At 35.5% G+C, this 23,370-nt stretch carries 26 protein-coding genes and 1 riboswitch; of the genes, 6 read left to right on the top strand and 20 right to left on the bottom strand.

Going from position 1 to position 23,370, the window contains the following annotated elements; translation table 11 throughout:
• Window positions 1-60: 60 nt before the first annotated feature.
• The 5 genes from H3T43_RS09400 to guaA form a co-directional block, all read right to left on the bottom strand.
• The gene (locus H3T43_RS09400; protein WP_232350269.1) at window positions 61-504 is read right to left on the bottom strand and encodes a DNA methyltransferase; all 444 of its coding nucleotides are present in this window, start codon (window positions 502-504) and stop codon (window positions 61-63) included.
• The gene (locus H3T43_RS09395) at window positions 473-1,468 is read right to left on the bottom strand and encodes a hypothetical protein (protein ID WP_232350268.1); all 996 of its coding nucleotides are present in this window, start codon (window positions 1,466-1,468) and stop codon (window positions 473-475) included. Before H3T43_RS09395 ends, H3T43_RS09400 begins: the two co-directional genes overlap by 32 nt.
• 142 nt (window positions 1,469-1,610) lie before the next feature.
• Window positions 1,611-2,021, bottom strand: coding sequence for a hypothetical protein (locus tag H3T43_RS09390; protein WP_232350267.1), 411 nt, complete (start codon window positions 2,019-2,021; stop codon window positions 1,611-1,613).
• 41 nt (window positions 2,022-2,062) lie between these two features.
• Window positions 2,063-2,818 carry a hypothetical protein gene (locus tag H3T43_RS04650; protein WP_187160489.1) on the bottom strand — a complete coding sequence of 252 codons (756 nt, stop codon included), beginning with the start codon at window positions 2,816-2,818 and terminating at the stop codon, window positions 2,063-2,065.
• 232 nt (window positions 2,819-3,050) lie between these two features.
• Window positions 3,051-4,607 carry a glutamine-hydrolyzing GMP synthase gene (gene guaA, locus H3T43_RS04645; protein ID WP_198212987.1) on the bottom strand — a complete coding sequence of 519 codons (1,557 nt, stop codon included), beginning with the start codon at window positions 4,605-4,607 and terminating at the stop codon, window positions 3,051-3,053.
• A 184-nt stretch (window positions 4,608-4,791) separates the two neighbouring features.
• A riboswitch (purine riboswitch) is annotated at window positions 4,792-4,889 on the top strand.
• A gap of 80 nt (window positions 4,890-4,969) precedes the next feature.
• Between guaA and H3T43_RS04640 the strand changes: the two genes are divergently transcribed.
• Together H3T43_RS04640 and H3T43_RS04635 are read left to right on the top strand one after the other, a co-directional pair.
• Entirely contained in the window at window positions 4,970-5,548 is a 579-nt protein-coding gene (locus H3T43_RS04640; RefSeq protein ID WP_198212986.1) for a xanthine phosphoribosyltransferase, read from the top strand.
• Window positions 5,548-6,861 carry a nucleobase:cation symporter-2 family protein gene (locus H3T43_RS04635; RefSeq protein ID WP_198212985.1) on the top strand — a complete coding sequence of 438 codons (1,314 nt, stop codon included), beginning with the start codon at window positions 5,548-5,550 and terminating at the stop codon, window positions 6,859-6,861. The genes H3T43_RS04640 and H3T43_RS04635 overlap by 1 nt, the downstream gene beginning before the upstream one ends.
• A gap of 73 nt (window positions 6,862-6,934) precedes the next feature.
• Here H3T43_RS04635 and H3T43_RS04630 read toward each other — a convergent pair whose 3' ends face one another.
• Together H3T43_RS04630 and H3T43_RS04625 are read right to left on the bottom strand one after the other, a co-directional pair.
• A complete protein-coding gene (locus H3T43_RS04630) occupies window positions 6,935-7,819 on the bottom strand; it encodes a phosphotransferase (RefSeq protein WP_198212984.1) in 885 nt (294 codons plus the stop codon).
• 137 nt (window positions 7,820-7,956) lie between these two features.
• On the bottom strand, window positions 7,957-8,151 hold the full coding sequence (locus tag H3T43_RS04625) for a helix-turn-helix transcriptional regulator (RefSeq protein ID WP_198212983.1): 195 nt from the start codon (window positions 8,149-8,151) through the stop codon (window positions 7,957-7,959).
• Between the two features lie 202 nt (window positions 8,152-8,353).
• Here H3T43_RS04625 and H3T43_RS04620 point away from each other — a divergent pair, with 202 nt between their 5' ends.
• Window positions 8,354-9,769 carry a C69 family dipeptidase gene (locus H3T43_RS04620; protein ID WP_198212982.1) on the top strand — a complete coding sequence of 472 codons (1,416 nt, stop codon included), beginning with the start codon at window positions 8,354-8,356 and terminating at the stop codon, window positions 9,767-9,769.
• A gap of 114 nt (window positions 9,770-9,883) precedes the next feature.
• On the opposite strand, the gene H3T43_RS04615 is transcribed toward H3T43_RS04620, so the two are convergent.
• The 12 genes from H3T43_RS04615 to H3T43_RS04560 form a co-directional block, all read right to left on the bottom strand.
• A complete protein-coding gene (locus H3T43_RS04615; protein WP_198212981.1) occupies window positions 9,884-10,597 on the bottom strand; it encodes a GntR family transcriptional regulator in 714 nt (237 codons plus the stop codon).
• Window positions 10,598-10,629: 32 nt separating this feature from the next.
• Entirely contained in the window at window positions 10,630-11,721 is a 1,092-nt protein-coding gene (locus tag H3T43_RS04610) for an SIS domain-containing protein (protein WP_198212980.1), read from the bottom strand.
• Window positions 11,722-11,756: 35 nt separating this feature from the next.
• Window positions 11,757-12,590 (bottom strand): PTS system mannose/fructose/sorbose family transporter subunit IID, encoded by an 834-nt coding sequence (locus tag H3T43_RS04605; protein WP_081945388.1) that lies wholly within the window; start codon window positions 12,588-12,590, stop codon window positions 11,757-11,759.
• Entirely contained in the window at window positions 12,580-13,341 is a 762-nt protein-coding gene (locus H3T43_RS04600; protein ID WP_198212978.1) for a PTS sugar transporter subunit IIC, read from the bottom strand. Before H3T43_RS04600 ends, H3T43_RS04605 begins: the two co-directional genes overlap by 11 nt.
• Window positions 13,342-13,369: 28 nt before the next feature.
• Window positions 13,370-13,855, bottom strand: coding sequence for a PTS sugar transporter subunit IIB (locus tag H3T43_RS04595; RefSeq protein ID WP_198212976.1), 486 nt, complete (start codon window positions 13,853-13,855; stop codon window positions 13,370-13,372).
• Between the two features lie 214 nt (window positions 13,856-14,069).
• The gene (locus tag H3T43_RS04590; protein ID WP_198212974.1) at window positions 14,070-14,936 is read right to left on the bottom strand and encodes a PfkB family carbohydrate kinase; all 867 of its coding nucleotides are present in this window, start codon (window positions 14,934-14,936) and stop codon (window positions 14,070-14,072) included.
• A 17-nt stretch (window positions 14,937-14,953) separates the two neighbouring features.
• On the bottom strand, window positions 14,954-15,952 hold the full coding sequence (locus H3T43_RS04585; RefSeq protein WP_198212972.1) for an SIS domain-containing protein: 999 nt from the start codon (window positions 15,950-15,952) through the stop codon (window positions 14,954-14,956).
• Window positions 15,953-15,969: 17 nt separating this feature from the next.
• Window positions 15,970-16,797: a PTS system mannose/fructose/sorbose family transporter subunit IID gene (locus tag H3T43_RS04580; RefSeq protein WP_198212970.1), complete on the bottom strand. Its 828-nt coding sequence runs from the start codon at window positions 16,795-16,797 to the stop codon at window positions 15,970-15,972.
• On the bottom strand, window positions 16,787-17,575 hold the full coding sequence (locus tag H3T43_RS04575; protein WP_198212968.1) for a PTS sugar transporter subunit IIC: 789 nt from the start codon (window positions 17,573-17,575) through the stop codon (window positions 16,787-16,789). Before H3T43_RS04575 ends, H3T43_RS04580 begins: the two co-directional genes overlap by 11 nt.
• A gap of 23 nt (window positions 17,576-17,598) precedes the next feature.
• The gene (locus tag H3T43_RS04570) at window positions 17,599-18,069 is read right to left on the bottom strand and encodes a PTS sugar transporter subunit IIB (protein WP_198212966.1); all 471 of its coding nucleotides are present in this window, start codon (window positions 18,067-18,069) and stop codon (window positions 17,599-17,601) included.
• An 18-nt stretch (window positions 18,070-18,087) separates the two neighbouring features.
• Window positions 18,088-18,516, bottom strand: a complete 429-nt coding sequence (locus tag H3T43_RS04565; protein ID WP_045928505.1) for a PTS sugar transporter subunit IIA — start codon at window positions 18,514-18,516, stop codon at window positions 18,088-18,090.
• Window positions 18,517-18,573: 57 nt separating this feature from the next.
• The gene (locus H3T43_RS04560) at window positions 18,574-19,587 is read right to left on the bottom strand and encodes an SIS domain-containing protein (protein ID WP_198212964.1); all 1,014 of its coding nucleotides are present in this window, start codon (window positions 19,585-19,587) and stop codon (window positions 18,574-18,576) included.
• A gap of 147 nt (window positions 19,588-19,734) precedes the next feature.
• Here H3T43_RS04560 and H3T43_RS04555 point away from each other — a divergent pair, with 147 nt between their 5' ends.
• From H3T43_RS04555 to H3T43_RS04545, 3 genes are read left to right on the top strand one after another with little or no spacing between them, the layout of a single operon-like run.
• On the top strand, window positions 19,735-20,193 hold the full coding sequence (locus tag H3T43_RS04555; RefSeq protein ID WP_198180001.1) for a PTS sugar transporter subunit IIB: 459 nt from the start codon (window positions 19,735-19,737) through the stop codon (window positions 20,191-20,193).
• A gap of 35 nt (window positions 20,194-20,228) precedes the next feature.
• On the top strand, window positions 20,229-20,969 hold the full coding sequence (locus H3T43_RS04550; RefSeq protein ID WP_198179999.1) for a PTS sugar transporter subunit IIC: 741 nt from the start codon (window positions 20,229-20,231) through the stop codon (window positions 20,967-20,969).
• Between the two features lie 16 nt (window positions 20,970-20,985).
• Window positions 20,986-21,798 carry a PTS system mannose/fructose/sorbose family transporter subunit IID gene (locus H3T43_RS04545; RefSeq protein WP_045928508.1) on the top strand — a complete coding sequence of 271 codons (813 nt, stop codon included), beginning with the start codon at window positions 20,986-20,988 and terminating at the stop codon, window positions 21,796-21,798.
• A gap of 105 nt (window positions 21,799-21,903) precedes the next feature.
• Here H3T43_RS04545 and H3T43_RS04540 read toward each other — a convergent pair whose 3' ends face one another.
• The gene (locus H3T43_RS04540) at window positions 21,904-23,082 is read right to left on the bottom strand and encodes an IS256 family transposase (protein ID WP_198189192.1); all 1,179 of its coding nucleotides are present in this window, start codon (window positions 23,080-23,082) and stop codon (window positions 21,904-21,906) included.
• Between the last annotated feature and the right edge of the window lie 288 nt (window positions 23,083-23,370).

Below are 23,370 nucleotides of genomic sequence, written 5' to 3'. Positions count from 1 at the left end.
AGAAACGATGAACAAGGCTATCACCTACTTTGATATTGATATCAATATTTGGTAAAGTCGTTAAGATCCTTTGTCATACTCATTCTCCGAATAGTATGCGTTCTTTAACAATTCAATCCATAAACGTAAACGACAAATATTTACAGAGTTAGGATTTAGATCAACACCATATAAACAATTTTCAATAATAGTTTTCTTTTGTTCAAACAATGCTTTCTGAATTCTGAAAGAAGTTGGTTGGTTAGTATCATAAGAATAATTATTACCATAAATATCTTGAATAATTAGTTCATCGTTGGCAACAGTACAGCTAATATCATTAAGTAATTTACCATCTGTATCAAGTAAAACTCTAAGCGATGCCTTAATTGCTATTAATTCATTTAATACTAATACCAAGAAGTGACCAGAACCGACCGCAGGTTCTAATACTTTAATAGAATCGATAGCATCACTAACCTTCTTACGTTTATCAATAGAGAAAGAAATATCTCTTGTAAGCATCCCCCAACTGAACAATATCTTGTACATTTGTACCGAGAGCTTCATTTACTTTAGTTAAAACAGCCTGTCTTACAGTTCTTTTAGCCATATACATTGTGATTTTACCTGGTGTAAAGAATGAGCCATCTTTATAAACATTAATTTTTTCAAAAATCAATCCCAATACTGATGCATTAATTAACTGATCTTGACTCTCCTTATTCTTAGCATCAACAGCAGAAGTAAAATCATATGCACTTAAAAATCTAAATAAATAATCTAAAATTTCAATTTTCCCAGTTAACTTTTTACCATTAGTATCCCTTAACTTTGTCTTTGAGTAAACTTCTATTTTTCCTTCTATTAATTCACTAATTGGAAAACCTTCTCTGGACATCTCAAGTTCGATTTGTTCAAACAATGAACTATTCATATATGGAACGTTAGGGAGCTTTTGCTTGATACGATCTTTTCTTTCATCAATACTCTTAGCCATTACCATAAAGAAAAGATCATTAACATCATCAAACGTATGTAGTTTTTTATAGTTTAAGAACTTATAACTTTCACTACGATTGAAAGAAACCAATGAAGATTCCAAAAGTTTCAAAAATAAAATTTTTTTAATCCAAACAACAACTAATTGAACTGCTAGATCAAATTGCTTATCTTCAGAGACATTTTTTATATCTAATTGCTCAATAGCATTTTCAACGTAGGATACATCTTGTCTTTTACCTTCTTTGAAACGAGCAATAACTTTGTTTCCACCTTTCTTTTCTTCATGAAGCCCCATTATATAAAGTAACTCATTATAGAAATTTTTATTAAGACTGTTAGAATCTGCAAATACCATTTCATTTAACAAATTCTCAACGCTAAAGAAACGATACAAACGTGTTATATCTTGTTTCTTAAATTCTGTTGTTCCCTTTTTTATTGAATTTTTTAAGTCAAAATAACTAATTTTTATTTTCTTATTCAAAGCTTTATCAATTTCTGGAGCAATGACTTCATCAAATAAGAAATCTGTCTTTGAGCTTGATAATTGTCTACTAACTTTTTATTCTTATAAAAATACTTTTCTAATTCATTGGAATCAATAACAAAAAACTGATAGCCATTAGTTACAATACCTTTTTCAACTTTGATGTTTTTTTAATTACACGTTCACGCAAATAATAAGCTACTAATTCTCTAAAGCCTTTAGCATTCAGATTATCCAAGCTCATCATTTCTGCTGTATTATCTAACTTCTTGTATTCGACAATTACGCCTACATTACTATCAGTTGATTTACCATTATAGATAGCCAAATCAATCTTTCCTTTAGTGTTAATTTGCTTATCAGGGATAATTTCTTCTAGAAAGTCTTTAAAAACACCCTTTTGAAATTCTTCTGATTCATGCTCATTTGCTTTAATCTTGTTTAAGTAACTTTCTAAGGCATTCTTAAAAGCCTCTTTTTGATCATCTTGGGGCATAATCGCTTCAACATTACGATTAATGCTTTGCTTTAAGTTTTGTATAGTTACCATAATTTATATCCTTAAATTTTTATATCACAGTGATAATCTTACTAATTAAAATCGGCAATTAACTGTAAAGTCTTTAGCTGATCTAAAGAAAAAAATGATGCTCTCTTACTTATTCCTTTTATTTTTACATTTTCGCCTTCTTGAGGAAATTTGTTTTTTGTAATCTTTATAATTCTATATTCCCTTTGATATTTAAAATAATCCTTTTTAAGATAGCAATATGCTTTGTTACCATTTTTCAATTTTAAAAATTGAGACAAGTTATATGGATCATAATATTGAACAATATCTGCTTCATATCCAGATTCCTTTATAGATGAGAAGAAATCGGGGTTAGAAAAAATAATTAAATTACATTTGTTACCAGTGAGTTTTTCTTTATCTTCAATAAGCCGTTTTATATCATCCAAAGTATCTTTTCTTAATTTGAAATATTTTCGATTATTAAAAGATCTATCTAATTTGAAATCTCTGAAAGTTAAGAGTCCAAAACTTGCTACTCCTATTCTTTTTTCCACTCCATCTTTCAATCTATATTCCATTTGGGGATCTTGCATAAAGTCTTTATCAGTTAAAGTAATCTCTTTATCACTTTCTGGACTCCTTATGGTTATTTTACTTTCCCCCTTTTTTAAAAGTCCAACTATTTTCCCCTCATCTTCATCACCGATACCTTGACTTTCTATATTCTTATAACCTTCTAGGCTCCCAAAATGAACAGAATCTTCTAAGGTACTCTTTACATACTTATTTTCAGTTACTCTAATTGGTAATGCTAAAGTTCTAATATCGACCATTCTATATCTACCCAACTTTCATCAATTGTTAATTCAAAAATAGATAAGTTTATTCACCACTAATTCTACCCCATTCTTAAAACATAAAAAAAGCTCTTAGTTCATACTAAGAGCCTTAATAGTTTGGCAGACTTTTGGCAGACAACCAAACCATTTTTTATAATTTTGTCTAAGTCTTGCCTTTGTTAAATGCTGTTAAATCAGGATTTCCTCATCAACTAACATTGTCAGCTTATTCCCACTCAATCGTTGACGGTGGCTTACTGGTGACATCATAGACTACACGGTTGATGTTTGGCACTTCATCAACAATACGCGTTGAAATTTTTTGCAAAACATCCCACGGCAAGCGGGCAAAGTCAGCGGTCATTCCATCAATTGATGTAACTGCACGAATACCAATAGTATAGTCGTAAGTGCGACCATCACCCATTACGCCCACGGATTTGATACCAGGTAAAACGGTGAAGTATTGCCAAACTTTTTCCTGTAAACCGGCTTTTTTAATTTCATCCCGCAAAATTGCGTCACTGTCACGCACCAGTTTAAGTTTATCCTCGGTTACTTCGCCAATAACGCGAATGCCAAGACCAGGTCCTGGGAAAGGCTGACGCCAAACCAAATCATGCGGAATGCCTAATTTTTCACCCAGTTCACGCACTTCGTCCTTAAATAACTTGCGCAAAGGTTCAATTAGTTTAAAGTGTAAGTCCTTAGGTAATCCACCAACATTATGGTGCGACTTAATTGTCTGTGCTGTGTTAGTTCCACTCTCTATTACATCGGTGTACAAAGTACCTTGGGCTAAAAAGTCCACATCCTTAATTTTCTTTGCTTCGTCCGCAAACACCTCAATAAACTCTTTACCAATGATTTTCCGCTTTTGCTCCGGATCGGTGACACCTTTGAGTTTAGTTAAAAAACGCTCTTGGGCATTTACCCGAATAATGTTAACGCCTAAATCACGGTTCAAAGCAGCCATTACTTCATCGCCTTCGTTTTTGCGCAACATGCCGTGATCCACAAAAATAGCTGTCAGCTGATTGCCAATTGCTTTGTGTAAAAGAGTCGCGGTGACGCTGGAATCCACCCCACCAGATAATCCCAGAATGACCTTTTTGTCACCAACCGTTTTTCTAATCTCAGCAATTTGCAAGTCAATAAAATCGGTCATTGACCAGTCAGCCGTAGCACCACATACTTTAAAGGCAAAATTGCGCAAAATATCAAGTCCATACTGCGTATTGCGCACTTCCGCGTGGAATTGAATACCATACATTTTGGCTTGATCGTTAGCAATAGCGGCAATCGGGCAATTTTTACTTGAAGCGACTGTTTCAAAACCTGCAGGAGCACCAGTGACCAAATCACCGTGACTCATCCACACGTATTCATCTTTGGGCAGACCAGCAAATAAAACGGAGTTAGTATCTTCAACTTCGATGTCGGCACGACCGTATTCAGAATTATCCGCTTTTTCAACCTTGCCATTTAAATAAGAAGTCATCAGTTGCATCCCGTAACAAATGCCTAAGATAGGGATGCCCAATTTAAAAATTGCAGGATCTACTTTCAAAGCGTTTTGGTCATAAATACTGTTGGGCCCACCTGAAAAAATAATGCCCTTGGGGTTAATCTGCCTTATTTGGTCCATACTAATATCATGGGGCAAAAGTTCAGAATAAATACCAAAATCCCGCAACCGCCGTGTAATTAATTGATTATATTGACTGCCAAAATCGAGCACAATAATCTCATCAAAATCACTAATATTCTTTTTCAACGACATCCAAGCTCCTTTACTAACCTTATTTAATACAATATCAACTTTACTAAGAAATAGGTCACTGGTCAACAATTTTTTAGCGTAGCACTATTAGTTCACGAATATTTTTAAAAGTAATCATATAAATAATTCGAGATTCACTTTTAAAATTGGTCTTGCACATATTATGCGACTCTGTTACAATGCTTGCAACAGGAAAATAAATATCTATATATTGCCGTAATGAGGTCGGCAGTTTCTACTCAGAACCGTAAATTCTGAACTATGGATAATTTGGCATTTTATGTGGCTATTTGCTGCTTTAAAGGGCTTTTTTTACCATAGTTTTGGTAGAAAAAGCCCTTTTTGTGATGAAGGAGGAAAAAGTGAAATTATTAGAAGACCGGATTCGTAGTGACGGAGAAGTTTTACCCGGTAACGTTTTAAAAATCAACTCGTTTTTAAATCATCAGGTAGATCCCGAACTAATGAAGAAAGTCGGAGAAGAATTTAGCCATTTATTTAAAGACAGTGGTATCACAAAAGTTTTGACTTGTGAAGCTTCTGGAATCGCTCCCGGAGTAATGACAGCCTACGAATTGCATGTGCCTCTGGTGTTTGCCCGCAAGAAAAAACCTGCAACACTAAATGACGCGGTATATTGGGCAGATGTTTATTCTTATACTAAAAAAGTCACCAACCAGATTTGTGTTGAACAAAAATTTTTGGATCAAGATGATTGCCTGCTAATTATCGATGATTTTCTAGCAAATGGAGAAGCTGTTAAAGGCATGATTAATATTGCTAACCAAGCTGGTGCTCAGATTGCCGGTGTCGGTATCGTAGTTGCTAAAACATTTCAAGGCGGTAGCGACTGGCTTAAAGAACACGGCTATCGCCTTGAAGCATTGGCAGAAATCGCTAGTTTAGCTAACAATCAAGTACATTTTGTGGGAGAAAACTAATGGCAGAAAAAGAAGTTAGCCAGCAAAAAGCAGCGGTTTTAGGTTTACAGCACTTATTAGCAATGTATTCCGGGGCAGTCGCTGTACCACTTCTAATTGGTAATGCACTAAAATTTTCTCCTGCACAAATGACCTATCTAGTTTCAATTGACATTTTCATGTGCGGCCTTGCGACACTTTTGCAATTAATGCGCAATAAGTACTTCGGCATTGGTTTTCCAGTCATTTTGGGCTGCGCCATTCAAGCAGTTGCCCCATTGCAAATGATTGGTCAGAAATTTTCAATCAACGACATGTATGGTGCCATCATTGTTGCCGGCATTTTTGTAGTTTTAATCTCAGGCGTTTTTGCTAAAATTAAAAAATTCTTTCCTCCCGTCGTAACAGGGACTTTAATCACCACTATCGGTTTAACACTTGTTCCAGTGGCAATTCAAAATATGGGTGGTGGCAATTCTGCTGCTAAAAGTTTTGGCAGTGATCAAAACCTGTTCTTAGCCTTTTGCACGATGTTTATCATCTTGGCTTTAGAAATTTGGACTAAAGGATTCATCAGATCAATTTCAGTTTTAATCGGCTTAGTTGCTGGGACAGTAATTGCAGCCTGTATGGGCGTAGTTTCATTCACTCCCGTCATGGAAGCATCCTGGTTCCACTTACCCCAACTGTTCTACTTCGGAGTGCCGAAATTCGAATGGTCTTCCAGTCTGACAATGATCATCATTGCTTTAGTCTCAATGGTCGAATCAACCGGCGTATTCTTCGCTATCGGTGACCTCTTACACCATGACGTCACCGAAGAAGACTTGAAGAAGGGTTACCGCGCAGAAGGGATCGCACAGATTTTTGGTGGTTTATTCAATGCTTTTCCTTACACTACTTTTTCGCAAAATGTCGGTCTTCTGCAATTATCTGGTATTAAAACCAAGCGTCCGATTTACTGGGCCGGCGGATTACTCATGGCTATGGGTTTGTTGCCTAAAATTGGCGCAATGGTAACAATCATTCCTACCCCAGTTTTAGGCGGTGCCATGCTGGTCATGTTTACGATGATTGCTGTTCAGGGCATTAAGACTTTAGCTAAAGTTGATCTCAGTGACAATAATAATGTCTTAATTATTGCCATCTCAATTGGACTTGGACTCGGCGTTACTATTTATCCTCAATTTTTCAAAAACCTGCCGGCTACTGTCCAATTATTTCTAAGTAATGGGATCGTAATTACCAGCTTGTCAGCTACTATTCTGAATTTCTTACTTAAAGGAGGTGATAGAAAGGCAAAACAAAAAACTCAAACTGCAAATATCATGTAAATAAAATTGTTTTTACCCTTGAGACAATTTTGTTTGCACCAAAAAAGTATCTTCCTGTTAAGAAGATACTTTTTTAATTTGTAAATATCAAAGCAGTCATGCTAGCATTGTCGCTATTTTTCTTTCTGACGCCTAAAAATGAAAAACAAGTTGCCAGCATTTGTTCACCAATTTCCTTAAAAGGTTTGTCCTCAATTTTTTCAGTATATTTCATAATCCCAATTGCTGTAATAAAAATGAGAAAGGATTGCGTCAAAGGAGTAACTACTACTTCTTCACCACATTTCCTATATCCATTTATAAAGGAAGCAATTAATTTTTGATTTAACCTGAAATCTTGGTAAAAGAGTTTAATGAAGTCCTGATAATTGACCCCCATGCGAGCGCGTTCAAAATCAATTAAACGAAGATGCCCAGCAACAATTTTATAATTACGTAAGCCTACATCCCCATGTAAAACTGTAGTTGCATGTGCTATCAAGTCTTTTTCAATATCCGCTTTTTGCGCTGTAAATAAAGCTAACACTTGAAGCAATCTGCTTTTAATTTCTTCATTCTGCAAGCTATTGCTATCCGATTTTGCTTTCTCAAACAATTGATTATTAAGATATATGCCAGAAAAAGGTTTTACGTTTCGGTGAAAACGAGCTAACTGTGTTCCCATGTCAAATGCCATATCAGGAGTGATTTCTTCTTTAATATCAATTGGCGCCAAATCTTTCATGACCAAAACAAATTGTTGAGTCTGTTTGATAACAAAAGTGTCTAATACACGAGTGTTTAGTTGCTCGTTCACAGCTTTTTCGGTTAAAAATTTTCCTTTTTGTGCAAAGACTTTGACAAAAATTTTTTGTTTAAACTTTGCACTATCACCAACAAAGGTGCTGTTTTGTGACTCGTGCGTGATCTTTGTTAAATCAGCTTGCAGTTTTTCTTGTATAATTTTTTCTATAGTCATTAGTCTAGTTCTCTCATTTCACCAATGCGGGCAATGCCCAAGCAACTTAGCAAAAAATAGTTTACCGGTTTTCTTGCCAATCAAGGCAGCAGTATGAAAATGCACAATAAACAATGTTCTTCTTGATATTAATCATTTTAATCTTCATATAAGAACAATTCATCAACCGTTACCCTTAATATCTGCGCCAAGTGAAAAGCGTGTCCTAAAGATGGGTCATACTTATCATTTTCAATGGCGTTGATTGTTTGCCGAGTAACATGAGCAGCTGCGGCTAACTGAGCCTGTGAGTACCTCTGCTTTTTACGCAATTGAGCAATTCTATTTTTCACTAGTTCACTCTCCTGTCAAACTTATTTGACATTTTTAGTAAAACAACTTTTACATTTTTCGTCAATCATAAATTAGAATTTAGTTAAAATCGTTAATTCGAAAAAGTAATAATAATTTAGGTTTAAGTTTACTTATTTTTTTGCAAACAGCCCGCCTTTTTTAATACAATATAGGTTAAGTAATTTTGAAAGGAAAGATTAAATGAAAAAAGCAGAATGTACGACTATTCTTGTCGGTAAAAATGCCACCATTGATGGCTCAGCAATGATTGCCAGAAGTGAAGACGGTGGCCGTGAAATAATTCCTGAAGGGTTTGAACTTATTACCCCTGAAAAACAACCCAAGCATTATGAAAGTGTCATTAGTCACCAAAAGATTGATGATGAAGATTTAGCAGAAAAGCCTTTGCGTTATACCAGTGCACCTGATGTCTCTGGCGAAAGCGGCATCTGGGGTGCAGCCGGAATTAACTCAGAAAACGTGGCAATGACTGCTACTGAAACTATTACTACAAATGCACGTATTCAAGGCATCGATCCACTGGTTACTGAGGGTGGACTTGGTGAAGAAGACTTTGTTACTCTAACATTGCCTTATATCCACAGTGCTCTTGATGGCGTTAAGCGGATTGGTTATTTGCTGGAAAAATACGGTACTTACGAAATGAACGGTATGGCTTTTGCCGACCACGATGAAGTTTGGTACTTGGAAACTATTGGTGGTCACCACTGGATTGCACGCCGTATTCCTGATGACGCCTACGTTGTTGCTCCTAACCGTTTGAATATCGATGAATTTCACTTTGGTAAAGATGGTTTCTTGGCGGACGATGCCTTAGAAGATTTGATCAAGGAATACCACTTAAATCCTGACCGTGAAGGTTACAACATGCGTCACATTTTTGGTAGTTCAACTATCAAAGACGCACACTACAACAACCCTCGTGCTTGGTTTGTTCACAATTACTTCGATCCAGAATTCGGTGGTAAGCCAAGTGATCAAGACCAACCATTCATTTGCCACGCAAACCGCAAGATTAGTATTGAAGATATATGTTTTGTTGAAAGTTCACACTATCAAGATACCCCATTTGATCCATATGGTGATCAGGGTACCCCTGAGCAAAAGAAAACCTACCGTCCAATTGCATTAAACCGGAACTTTGAAACCCATATTTTGCAAGTTAGAAATGATGTTCCTGAAGAAATCGCTGGTGTGCAATGGCTTTGCTTTGGTCCAAATACCTTTAACAGCTTTGTCCCATTCTATACCAACGTTAATGATACTCCAGCCAGTTTCCAGACTGGTCCAAAGTTCGATTTGAATAAAATTTTCTGGTTGAACAAATTAACAGCACAATTAGGTGACACTAACTTTAAGGTCTACGGTGAACTAGAAAATGACTTTGAGCAAAAATCATTGGCCCAATGTCACTTCATTCAACATGAAACTGATAAAAAAGCAGCTGGTCTTTCAGGTAAAGAAGCTGAAGATTTATTAACTGAGGCTAACCAAAAGATGGCTGATCAAGTTTACAACAACACTATTGAACTGCTGGGTAACATGGTCAATGAAGGCCATAACCTGGCAACACTTAAGTTTGACTTGTTAGACTAATTTAATAATCAATCTTTAAAGAAGACTTAAAAAGGCTCAATACGTTAACTAACGTAGTTGAGCCTTTTATATTGCCTATTTAGCAAAAAGTACAAATTTTAATAGAATCTGTTGTTACCTAATTCTTATTTGATAAACATCAGGATCCACAAATTCTTCGCTACACTGAACCATCTTGCCATCCTGATTTTTAAGTACATTGTCAATATTCAATAATGAACAGCCAAAAGGCTTAGCCAACAAATCAGATAATTCTTTATCAGCTTCAGTAGCACTGACTAATGTTTCTTGAGGACTTAATTTTTTAATAAGTGGATTCTTTTTTAATGCTTCATATAAAGATATTTCAATGTCACTCTTTTGCAGAAATTCATAGAATGGAGCCAAAATATAACTATCATCAACAATTACTGGTTGTTCATCAAGAAACAGAACCCTTTTAATGTTTAAACAAGTTGACGAATTTAAGCGAAAAATATTTTGAATTCTGCGTGACGGAATAATTTGGGCAAAATTGATTATCTTGGATGAAGGTAAAAAGCCGTTCTTTTTAGCCGTGTATGAAAAACCTTCTACAGAATTAAGCCGCAGAAGCTTTTTTACTTTTCCAGGTTTCCTAACATAGCTGCCATTACCTTGAATCTTTTCGATTAGTCCTTCTGTTGCCAATTGATTAATTGCTTTTCTTAAAGTTACGCGACTAACTCCAAATTCATCTTGTAATTCACCTTCGGTAGGAAGCTTAGAATCGACTGGATACTCACCATCCTGTATTTTTTGCTTTAGTTTTAGCATTACTTGATAATACAAAGTATTTTTTGCTTTCATTCTTTTGAAAACCAACTTCACTTCATTTAAAATTACTTAACGCTATTTGCTTTAGTTATTAAAACATCTTTTGTATTCGGATAATTCCTGACATTAAGGTCCTTACCCTGACCAGTATAAAGTAGATAAGCAAATAATTGCAACGGTATACAATATTCTAACGGGCAGAAATCTGCATCATTTAAAAATGATCCTTTTAATACGTGGTTAGAGGATATTCCTTCTTGTGAACCAATAGAATATGCATGATCAGTTTGTTCATTCAAGGCTTTGAAAAGCTTATTAGCTCTTTCATAGCCATAATTTACTGGTGCAACAATAATAGTATATGTTTCTTTATGCATTGAAGCAATAGGACCGTGTAAAAATTCTTCTACTTCAAAAGGTTGGAAATAATCTCTAACGGTTTCCAGAGATTTTAATGCACCTTCCATGATGGTGCCTTTATTATTACCATAGCCCAATATGTACGCGTGATGACACTTTTTCAAATCAGCTGAGTTCTCTTTAAACCAATTCTTACTTTCTTTGATGATTTCATTTAAGTTATTGACCGTTTTTTCCAGACGATCAATATATTCGTCATATTCTTTAGCGGTCAATTGGCCCGTCCTTTTAGCCGCTTCTAGTGCAATTAAATAAAAGGTAAGAATAGATGCACTATAACCTTTTGTTTTAGGGCCAACGTGCTCAAAGCCGCAGGCCAAAACAATTTTGTTTTGCGCTACTTGTGAACAAGAATTATCCCGATCTTCAGTAATCACAAAATTATCACAATTTAGACTGTTTGCTCTCTTTAAAGCTGCAATTGTGTTAGTGCTTTCTCCCTCTTGGGTAATAGCTATGACTAGATCAGCACTCGTTGCCAACTGTTCATAATGAGCAAAATTATATGAATTAACTGGAATTATGTGCTTTTTCAAGATTTTTTCCATAAAAGGCTGAGCTGTAATGCAAGAATTGAAAGATGTACCTGAGCCAACCAAATAAATATTGTGGTATTTATTCGTATTATCTGCAAAAGTTTGTGCAAAATTGTTATACAATTGCTCTCTATTGGCAATCATTTTTTTAAGAGTATCTTCTGTTTCATCAATATAATCAATCATTGACCAAGTTTTCATTATTAATTATCCCTTTCTCTGTTTAATAGCGAGTTTTACTTAAAAATCCCGAAATATTTAAAAATTATTCCAAAGGCGAAGCAGCCGATCATAATCCAAGAAGTTTTAACGTGCTTCTTTTGTAGTAACCAGTATATGAAGAATGTAACTGCTAACGGCAACAAATCTGGACATATTTGATCAACAATACTTTGTAGATTCAAAACCGTTTTACCTGATTTAAAGACATAAGCAAACTTGATATTGACCATTGAAGCTATCATGCCGCCAATTACAGTCAATCCCATGACAGAAGCAGCATTAGTTGCTTTTTGGAAACCACTACCACTAGATAGAGAATCAATTGCTTTAGTTCCCAGATCATAACCAAGAAACAATCCATAATACCTGGTCAAAAAATGAGGAATATTGTATAAAATCAAAAATAATATTGGTCCCAGGATATTTCCTTTTAAAGCTAAAGTAGTACCGACACCGGCAGCAATAACTCTAAATGTTCCCCAGAAAAATGTGTCTCCAATTCCTGCCATTGGCCCCATCAAGGCAACTTTAATATTGTTAATAGTTGAGATGAAAAAGTTGGAATTAGTAGCTGCCTCTTCCTCCATTGAAGCAGTAATTCCCAGTATAAAAGGTGACATAGCATAAGTGGTATTGTACACTTCGGATTCTCGGGTCAAAGCTTTACTCAAATCCTTTTTATCAGGATAGAGCTTTTTTAGCACAGGAATAATTGAATATGCGAATCCAGGTGCCTGCATTCGGTCCATACTATAACAAGCTGGTAACAAGAACGCGCGCCAAAAAACTGACATTAAGTCTTTTCTAGTTAACTTTTTCCCTTTAAACATTTCTTCTTTAGATTTCATTGTCTTCTGTCTTCCCTTCGACTCCACTGTTGTTAGATAATAATATTAATGCTGCAATTACCGCACCAACCATTGCGACTCCAATGTTAGTAAGCTTAAAGAATGCTACCAAGATGAAACCCAAAAATAGGTATGGAGCAAATTTTTTGGTAAATGTCAGTTGCATAAGCAATGCAAAACCTAATGCTGGTAAAATACCTGCTGCTAAGGCAAAACCACCGGTAAGCCAATCTGGAATAAATTTCACCAGAGATTTAAATACTGGTGCACCTAAAAGCATAGCTACCAAAGCGATCAAGAATGGGAAAATAAAATAGTTAAATAATCCCAGCCATTGATTTCTTTCCATCGTTTTAGTATCGCCTCTGCCAGCAGCTTCTAATGACTTTTGACTTAAAATTTGATTTAAAGGCACATAGGTGATGTATTTTGTTGCCATTGCGAAAGCAGCAATTGGCATTACCAAAGCAAGTGCAAGTTTAGGCTCAGTATGCGATTGCAATACTAGTGCAGTACTAAGTGCACCACCCAAAATAACATCAGGTGGTGCGGCATTGGCTCCAATTCCTACAACACCCATTGAAAGAAGTTCAATTTGAGCTCCCAAAATTAACCCTGTTTTAACATCTCCATAAACTAGCCCCACCAGCGTACAAATTACAAGTGGTCTTTCCATCATGGTCATACCGAAAAGTCTTTCATCAATATGTCCAATTCCTGCAATTAACGCAACCAAGAATGACTGAATCATAGTCTTCCCTCTTTCTTTTCAAACATAACTAATGTTTATCAGTAATACTTTTAAAAGTATCTGACAAATCTTCAAATTTATGGTTAGGCGTAGGTTGCATACCGACCTTTATTCCCTTAGCCATAATTCTCTTAAATGAATCGATATCCTCTAACGTTAAATTCAAATTGTCGCGGATCATTGGTGCATTTTTTCTTATTCCACCAATAGTAATCTTTTCAACCCCATTCACATGCTCACAAATTTTTTCAGCATCGAACGGATTATTAGTTAAAACCATCACACGATAAGAACTATTTTGCGGATTATTTAAAAATTCAATAGCGCCATCAATTGTTCTAAAACCGATTTTGGTACTCGTTGGCACAGCCAATTTCATAGTACTCCGACGAATTTTATCGTTAAAAACCGCGTCATTCGCTACTAAAACTACATTTGCTTGTACTCTTGGAATCCAAGTCATGACAACCTGGCCATGAACAAGCCGATCATCCATATGCATTGCTACAATCAAAACAATATCCTCCTGTCTATGAATAATACCTTTTAAAACATATTATACATATTTTAAATATTTTTACAATGTTTTGTTAATAACTATTTAATTTTAAGCAATAAAAACCCTCTAGATTGAACAGATTTAATCTAGAGGGTTATCTAATAACAATATTTTTTTAATTAGTTGATGTTTACTTCATTAAAAATATAACAGAACAAAATTTACAGATTTATTTAGTTATTTTAGTACCATGCCCAAATGATCCCTTTTGTCTAATCGTTTTAGTAGCAGCTAAAGCAGCTTTAGTTAGACTCTCATTTATATCTTCATCTGAGAGGTTTTTTAATTTTTTAGTTTTAGTGAGCAAATAGACAACTAAGTTGGCAAAAAATGTATCTCCTGCACCCATAGTATCAATGGGCGTAGGATCATACTGGACTTGACCAACATACTTTTTCCTGTGATTACAGTCAAATAGCAAGGGAGGCTTACCGCCATTTGTAAATAAGACCAAAGCTGTATTAAGTTTAATGCATTGCTTTAATATTCTTTCCATATCATCAGCTTTTGCTTCCGATAAAGAAAATTGCGCAATATCAACATTTCTAGCTACTTGATCTAAATATTCAGCAGTATGATATTTGGCCATTTCGGAAAAATCATAGGCAATTATAATTCCTCTTTGGTGAAGTTTAGCAATAACATTTTCAGAATTTGCATGGCAAGCACTATAAACTACAAGTGCCGAATCCAACATTTTTAATAAACCAGGTTCATCTAGTGAAGGCAATAGCCTGGTACCTCTTATACTGTCAATAAATTGACGATCCCCATCCACAATGTTTACAAAAGTCTTTTCGGTTTGGGCATTAATTCGATTGCAAAATGATGTATTTACGTTTTCATCTTTTAAACTATTTAAGATTAATTCACCATCATCATCTTTTGCCAGACTACCAACATAGTATGAATCAACAAGTTGCTTTGGTGCAAAAACAGAAAAGTTAACTGCATTGCCCCCAGGATATTTTACATTTTGGTTTTGATAGTAATCTACTACATTATCGCCTAAACCAACAACGTATTTCTTTGACATCTTAAGCAGCTCACTATCTAATAATCTACCACTCGATAATAGCGACGCTTAGTTAGAGGATGATTTCTAATATCTTCCAAATGTAAACTCACTCTGCGTAAAGCGGCCCACATTACTGAAGGTTCAACTATTGGTCTAAATTTCGCTGAAATATGGGGTAAAGTAAATTCTTTCATATCAAACTTGGTAAATTGGTCTGTATATTTAGTAGCAAAGTTAGCCACTCGCTCGTCTAGCGGCCTCGTCGCTCCTTCTGATTCAAGCAGCACCACTGGAACATCTTTATCAACCAATTCAAATGTACCATGAAAAAATTCAGGTGAACTAACTGATTTGGTTCTAAGCCATTGCGATTCTTCTAATACACACATTGAATAACTATATGTCGTTCCCCACAGGTCGCCAGAGCCAACCCATATTTGGTAGTTGGCATTTTGATATTTTTCTGCAAATTCTTTTGCTTTATTGTCAACCTCTTGGGCAACAACATTCATATCTTCTGGTAATGACTTAAGTTCATCAGCAAATTGTTCATAGTCATTAAATTCATTATTTACTTGCATAATTTTGCCAATCAAGAAATAAAAAGCTAATTCTTGAGGATGATAGCCAAAAGTATTAGCGGCATATGTTGAGTGCTTTGCCAGTGGCGTATTATCTTTGTTAACAATTGAAATAGTTCGTACACCCAATTGTTCCATCTTTTCAGCCAAAGCAACAGTTTCCTTAGTATCACCTGATTTAGAAAGTAGAATAACTATACTATTTTTGTTTAGTTTCTTACTTCCTACAGCTAAAAAGTCCGCAGCTGTCAGCAAATAGCTGGGAATTGATGACTTACTTTCCATCCAATAGTTAAATGGCTGCATCACAGCATTTGAACCACCAGAGGCAGTGAAAAATATATTACTAATTCCTTCTTTTTGCACTTTCAGAGCAATTTGCTCAATGTCAGCCCGTAAGCTATATGCTTTTTTTCCTTCAGTTACAAACTTTTCAGCGTCAAACTTTAACATTACAGTTTTCCTTTCTTCTATGCCTTTAAAATTCCTAAATAAGCCATTAAAATGCCGAATACAAAAATTCCGACCAATATAGTAATTGTTGATACCTTTTTCTTTAATAACCAATAAATAAACAGCACACACGCAAGAGGCAACATATTCGGTAAAACACCGTTAATCATAGCGTTCCATGTTTGGGCATCATTTCCCTGACCAAGCTTACCTGCAACGGTGATTGTTACCATACTTGCCGACATTCCGCCAATAACCATTAAACCAAGAATTGATGCGCCATATGCAAATTTTTCAAGCAAACCAGAGGACTCGGCACTCTTTAGCATTGAAGCTCCCAAGTCATATCCTTTGATTAAACCAATCCAGCGTACTAAAAGTGCGGGGACGTTGTAGACTAACAAAAATAATATTGGACCTAAGATACTACCTTTTAATGCAAAAGAAGTTCCTAAGCCAGTGGCTAAAATTCTTAAAGTGCCCCAAAAGAATGAATCTCCGATTCCTGAAAGAGGCCCCATCAAAGCAGCTTTAACATTATTTATTGATTCCGGATCAAAATTATCCGGGTTTTTGGCATTTTCTTCTTCCATTGCTGTAGTAATTCCCATTACCAACGTAGAAAGTGGTGGTGAGCAATTGAAAAAAGCCATATGCCTTTGAAGGGCCTCACTTCGTTGCTTTTTTTCTGGATATAACTTGTCTAGAACCTTATTCATGGCATAGCTATAGCCCATATTTTGTTGTCTTTCAAAATTCCAAGAAGCTTCTAATGTGAGAGAACGCCAAAATATTCCTTTTAAATCTTTTCTAGTAATGGCTTTTGTAGCAGAATCAAAACTCATTATCATCATCCCCTCCTGGATTATTATTTAACTTATTAGCATCAATTTTATTTTCAAGATGCAGCACAATGTACATTAGGCAGAACGCAAAGATGGAAATTCCCAAAATTGGTATTTTTAAATAACTGTACAATGCAAAACCAAGTACAAAGTAAATCGCCACATTTTTCTTTAAAATCATTTCCAACAATAAAGCAAAACCTAATGCTGGCATTATTCCAGCTGCAACATTTATACCATTTTGAACAAAATCAGGGATCATATTGAGCAATTTTGTCATTACTGGGCCACCTAAGTAAAAAGCAAGCCCGACAAAAATCGCTCTCGGTATACATTTGACTGTGATAAAACCATACATGTTCATTCTGCTCAGATGTCTACTATCACCTTGTTCAGCATATTTATCGCCCTTCTTTAAGAATATAGGTAAAATTACAATCGTTAATAAATTGTCAATAATCAAATACAGTGCAGCAACCGGAAAGGCCAAAGTAATGGCAAAACCAGCTCCTTTGCCTGTTGATATTGCAAAGGCTGTACCCAAAACTCCTCCAGCAGGAACATCTGGTGGCCTAGAAGCGCCAATAGTAATTGCACCCATGAATGCCAGTTCAATAGTTGCACCCATTATGATCCCAGTCTTTAAATCGCCCAGTACTAATCCAGTTAGTGCTCCAGTAACAAGTGGTCTAGATAAGTTACTAGTTCCAGTTAACCAGTCAGCTGGAGCAAGAGCTGTAATTAAGGCCAGCAAGATTGATTGAGTCAATGTGTTCATTTTTTAAACCTCCTTTTTAGTATTTATAACCGTTTAATCAAATCTATTTTTTTATCTGTTGGTACCATTTGGGCAAATATTTCTATGTTTTTTTGTGCTAATTGTTTGAGATCAGATATATCTTTATCATTTAAAAAGACTGAAGAAGTTATTTGGACAGAACCAGTAGTTTTACTAGTTCCACCAACATTAAGTTCCTTTATTCGTGGGCAACCGTTTAACAATTGGTAAGCATCACTAACCGTTTTTAAAACGATGAAAAGACGGTATTTATCAGTAACACCTGAATTTATTTGCTTAACAGAATCAGCAATAGTTTTAACTACGACTTTTACACCTTGGGGTGCTGCTAATTTTAATGCAGTCATTTGCATATCATTATTTGCAGCTGCATCGTTCGCAACCAAAATACAATTAGCGCCAATAGCAGAAATCCAAGAAAATGCAACTTGCCCGTGAACAAGTCTATGGTCTACCCTTGTTCCAATAATCATTGTTTTCTACTTCCTTTTTTAAAATTCATCCCGTTTAATATCCAAATTAAGTTCATTACAAAATTTAACGCTGTCTTTTGCGCTTTTGATTGATCTTTTTATAATTTTATTGATATTATCTTGAGACTTTTGTTCTATTTTTAAAACTAATTCAATAATTAAAGGCAAAGATAAACCAGCAATTAAATACAGATTGCCCTCTTTATTCAAATACTTCATCCAATTATTATTAACGCTGCCACCAAAGATATCGGTACATACGATAATAGTTTGCCCACGATTTTGATTTAAGTAATCTACAATCTTCTTTTCAATATCATCATTGCCATCTACATACGCATTGATGTAATCGAGAAATTTTACATCACCAACTATCATCTTGGCCGACTGAACAACGCCTTGTGCCATTGTCCCATGACTCATGCATAAAATTTTCATTTTTACCATCGGCTCCTCACTAGATCTTTATTAATTGACTAACTAAAAACTGAGGTTTTAATCAAATTAATAAGGGATTCTCTTGTAATACCTACGAACAGTCAGAGGATGCTTTCTTTGATCTGAAAGATATGCACTAACTCTTTCCAAAATTGTAGCTAATACGATTGGAGAGATAATCTTTCTCGTTTCATCTGAAATATCCATCTGATAGTCTTTCGTATCAATCACAGTAATGGTATCTGTAACTTCAGGTAAGAAATGACGAACACGATCTACAATTGGTCTTGAAAAATCTTCTCCTTCAAAGACAATGACACTAACTCCCTTTTCAACTAATTCTAATGTTCCATGGAAAAAGTCTGCAGCTTGTACGGGTCTGGTTTTTATCCACTGCATTTCTTCTAAAATACACATACCGTAATAATATGCTTCAGTAAATGAGTCACCTGCACCTGTAATAATATGGTACGGAGTATCTTGAAATTTCTGAGCAAATTCTTTCGCCATAGGTTCTGCCTGTTGTTTTACTTTTAATAATTCTCCAGGCAATTTGGCAAAATCTTGGAAATAAGAATCATATTTTTCAGTTGTTATTTCACCCTTTTTTAACATTACGCGCAGAACTATCATCAGGCCCTGTAAATAATAACTTTCAGAACTTGTATCATCTAAAACATCATTATAGACAGTGTAGGTTGCCTCTTTTTCAAGTGGTGTGTTTGGACTGCCTACAAGTGCCAAAGTTTTAACATGTTTCTTATTGCAAAAATCAACTAGTTCCAATGTTTCTTTAGTTGTTCCCGATAATGAGGGTATAACAACTAATGATTTGCTTGAAAAAGTTTTATTGGGAGATGCAATGAATTCAGCTGCTAAGACCCGCTGAAATGGGAAAGCACTTCTAGTCCTTGCAAATTCGATGGTAGAGTCAAACAAAATTCCTACACCACCTGAACCGATGAAGAAGATATTATCAATTTCAGGTAGCAATTCATCAATAACAGTATTGATATTATCCTTCTGGTTCACTGCCCCTGTTTGAGTCTTCAAAAATCTGTTTTTATCAAAGTTAAACATTTTATTCCTCCTAAAAATTACCTTTGGTTAACTTTTACGAGTAAAGATTAGCATTTATATTACAATGTGTCAATATTTTGTTGACATTATTATTTACCAAAGGTAATATATAATGCGTAAGCGATTACAAATTGAAGGGAGTAAAACATGATTTCACTATTCAGAATTGATGACCGTCTTATCCACGGACAAGTTGCAATGGCTTGGTCTAAGGCAGCTAACGCTGACATAATCATAGCAGTAGACAAGACAGCAGCTAATGATCAATTACAAAAAATGGCTTTGCTTTTGGCCAAACCATCGGGGGTCGAAGCTAAAATAATTGATCCTAAAGATTTTGCTAAAACATACCAAGAGGTAAAAGAAAGTAAAGTTATGGTAGTAGTTGGCAATCCGATCGATGCCAGCAAAATAGTCAAAGAACTAAAAGGAAAAGAAAATTTTGATATCAACTTAGGTAATCTAAAAAGTGGTGATAATAAAGAAAAAATTTCTGGATCTATTTATGTAACTCAAGAAGAAAAATTAGCATTAGAAGAAATAAAAAAAGATGGCTTTAAGATTTACATTCAGGGCACACCAACTTCCAAGAAAGATTTTTATTAATTTAATTCCAATTATTTTGAAAGGGATGAATTTAAATGATATTAAAGAACTTACTTATAGCTCTTGTTGCTTATATTTCACAACTTGATGAAAGATATCTCGGGGCATCAATGATGAATCGTCCTATTATTATTGGGCCTGTTGTCGGTCTTATATTAGGCGATTTACAAAAAGGCATTGTCATTGGTGCAGCTTTAGAAGCAATGTTTATTGGTATAGTTACTATTGGTGCAGCCTTACCTCCCGATGTTGGAGTAGCCAGTGCTATCGCAACGGCACTAGCAATCCAAAGTGGTGCAAGTACTAATGTTGCAGTAACGTTAGCAATGCCATTTGCCATAGTTGCTCAAGGACTTAACATGCTGGCCTTCACACTTAACTCTTACACTATCAAAAAAGGCAGAGACGCAATTAAAAGACATAATTTTAAGAGTATGCAAAGATGGCATTTTTTCCCATTAATTCTCAGACTTCCTTCTGGAATCTTGACTTTCTTAGTACTTCAACTGGGAACAAAAGCTGCTCAATCTTTAATAGCTTTATTACCAACAAAGATAATGACTTCTTTTTCAGTCGCGGCTGGTCTGCTTCCAGCAGTTGGATTTGCAATGTTAATACAAATGATGATGGATAAGAAGGTTGCTCCATACTTCTTTATTGGCTTCATTCTTAGTTCATATTTAAAGATGCCGGTAATTGGAGTTTCAGTACTTGCTTTACTCATTGCACTTTTAATAACTCAAAAAAATAAAGCAGCAAAGAATAATCAACAGTAAATAGAGGTGATTTTTTATGGCTAAAAAGAAATTAACAGTAAAGGATTTAAATCGAGTATTCTGGCGCTCTTTTGCATTGCAAGGATCAGAATCTTATACAGACATGCAGGGAATGGGCTATACTTTTTCGATTTTGCCAGCTCTTAAAAAGATTTATGCCGGCAATGATGATAAGCTCTACGAGTCTGCATTACGAAATACAGCTCTTTTTAATACGACTCCCCACATAGCTACATTTATTATGGGAATGTCATTAGCTTTGGAAGAAGAAAACTCTGTTGACCCGGATTTTAACGTTGAGGCAATTTCTTCCTTAAAAGCGGCATTGATGGGCCCTGTAGCAGGGATCGGAGATACTTTATATTGGGGAACATTTAGAGTAATTGCTGCAGGAATTGGTCTTTCTCTTGCTACTCAAGGTAATATTTTAGGACCAATTCTCTACTTTTTAATCTATACTACTTTACATTTTATTGGTCGCTATGGTGGAATAAGGTTAGGTTATAGCATGGGTGCCAAGGCAATGGAAAAAGCTTATGAAGGAAATTATCTTGAAAAATTTACGTTGGCCGCTTCCATTGTTGGTTTAATGTCCATTGGTTCTATGACATCTTCATTAGTTAACTTTAAGATTTCTGCAATCTTTAAAACTGCTGGTGGCACAATTAATGTTCAAAGCATTCTTAATGATATCTTTCCCGGACTACTGCCTCTTGGCTTAACCTTTTTAATGTATTACCTGTTAAAGAAAAAGGTTAAGGTAATCTGGTTAATATTAGGAATTTTCGTCCTTGCTATTGCAGGAGTTTATCTGAATATCCTAAAGTAAAGAATTGTTATTAATTAAAAAATGTGCAAAACGCATTATTTGCGAAACTGTCAAATTTTTTGTGTAAATAGATTTTTCTCGTAGATTGATTTTTTAATCTTTTATTTAATCAAAGTAGGATTCTAAGGTATCCTGAACCTGACCAAAGCCTTTGTGGATTCGATTGAAATAGCGTTCGTTGTAGCTCATTGCCTGAATGCCAATAAAAGTATCAAGCGACTGTTCAGTTGGAAACTCTGCTTTAGGCTTAGCTTTACGCTTGATAACGTTGTTAAAGGATTCGATCATATTGGTAGAGTAAATTGAAGCCCTGATCTGCTTAGGATAGCTGTAAAAGACCAGCAGATCAGGTTCAATATCTTTGAGATTTCTGATGACATGGTTGTACGCTCTGTTCCACTTGTCATAGAAGGCGTGCAAGACTTTGATCGCAGCTTTTTTATTTGGCTGTTGATGAATTTGCTTGAATTCATTCATGATCGTTTCGCGATCATCTACGCGTACTTTAGCGCAAATATTGCGCATGACATGAACTAGACAGCGTTGAAAATGAGCTTTCGGATAAGTCTGCTCCAGCACTGTCTTCATGCCCACAACGCCATCTGAAAGAAAGAGCTCAACCTGTTCTAGACCGCGAGACTTCACATCTTGAAGCATTTCCGTCCAATTCTCGACGTTTTCGCTGGGAGCAATGCGGTAATCGATGACTTCCTTGTGGCCATTAGGCTTGATGCCAATGGCAATATAAACTGCTTCACGATCAAAGGTTATGCGACGCAAAGGAATGTAGGTAGCGTCCAAATAAACGCAGAAGAACTTGTCACTGAGTTTGCGCTGATGATAGGCCTCGACTTTTGGAATCATCTGCTTGGAGATGTTAGATACCTGAGCTGGGCTGTAATGACTGCCATACATCTTTTCAATCAAGTCGGCTATTTCTCTGGTGGTTACGCCTTTGGAATATAGCTTGATAATCATGCTTTCCAAGACATCGGAGTGCTGCTTGTAGTCAGGGAGCGTGTGCTGATGAAACATGCCGTTGCGGTCCCTAGGCACCTGAATTTCAATCTCGCCAAATTGCGTATCAACCTTGCGAAAGTAAGCACCATTGCGTGAATTGCCTGTATTCCAGCCAGCTCTGGCATAAGGATCATAGCCTAAAAACGCAGTCAGTTCAGCCTCTAATAGGTCATTAACTGCTTGCTGGAGTTCTTTGCGCAATAAATCGTTTATTTTGTCTTGATTGAATAGAGCTTGTGCCATATTTTTGGTAAAATCATTCATGAAGGAGTTCTTCTTTCTGTATGTGTTTTTTTGTTCAAACCAATCATACGAGAAAGGAACTCCTTTTTCTAATGTTTTAAGAAATTAATTTAAGGAATTATTCATCCTTACACAAACTATTTTACGGTCTCTTATTTGCTGTTTTACACATTTTTTCTTTGTTCAACTGAAAATCACTAAATGAGTCTTATATATGATAGAATTAATATTTACTATATTAGTTTACCTTTGAAAAAGAGTATTAAAATAGGATAGAGCTAGTTATCTTGCTAGGAACTACTATTGAAG

This window comes from Lactobacillus sp. M0396 (assembly GCF_016101625.1).
Classification (GTDB): Bacteria; Bacillota; Bacilli; order Lactobacillales; family Lactobacillaceae; genus Lactobacillus; species Lactobacillus huangpiensis.
Note: the sequence above shows the minus strand (reverse complement) of the source record. Positions and strands in the feature narration are given on the sequence as shown.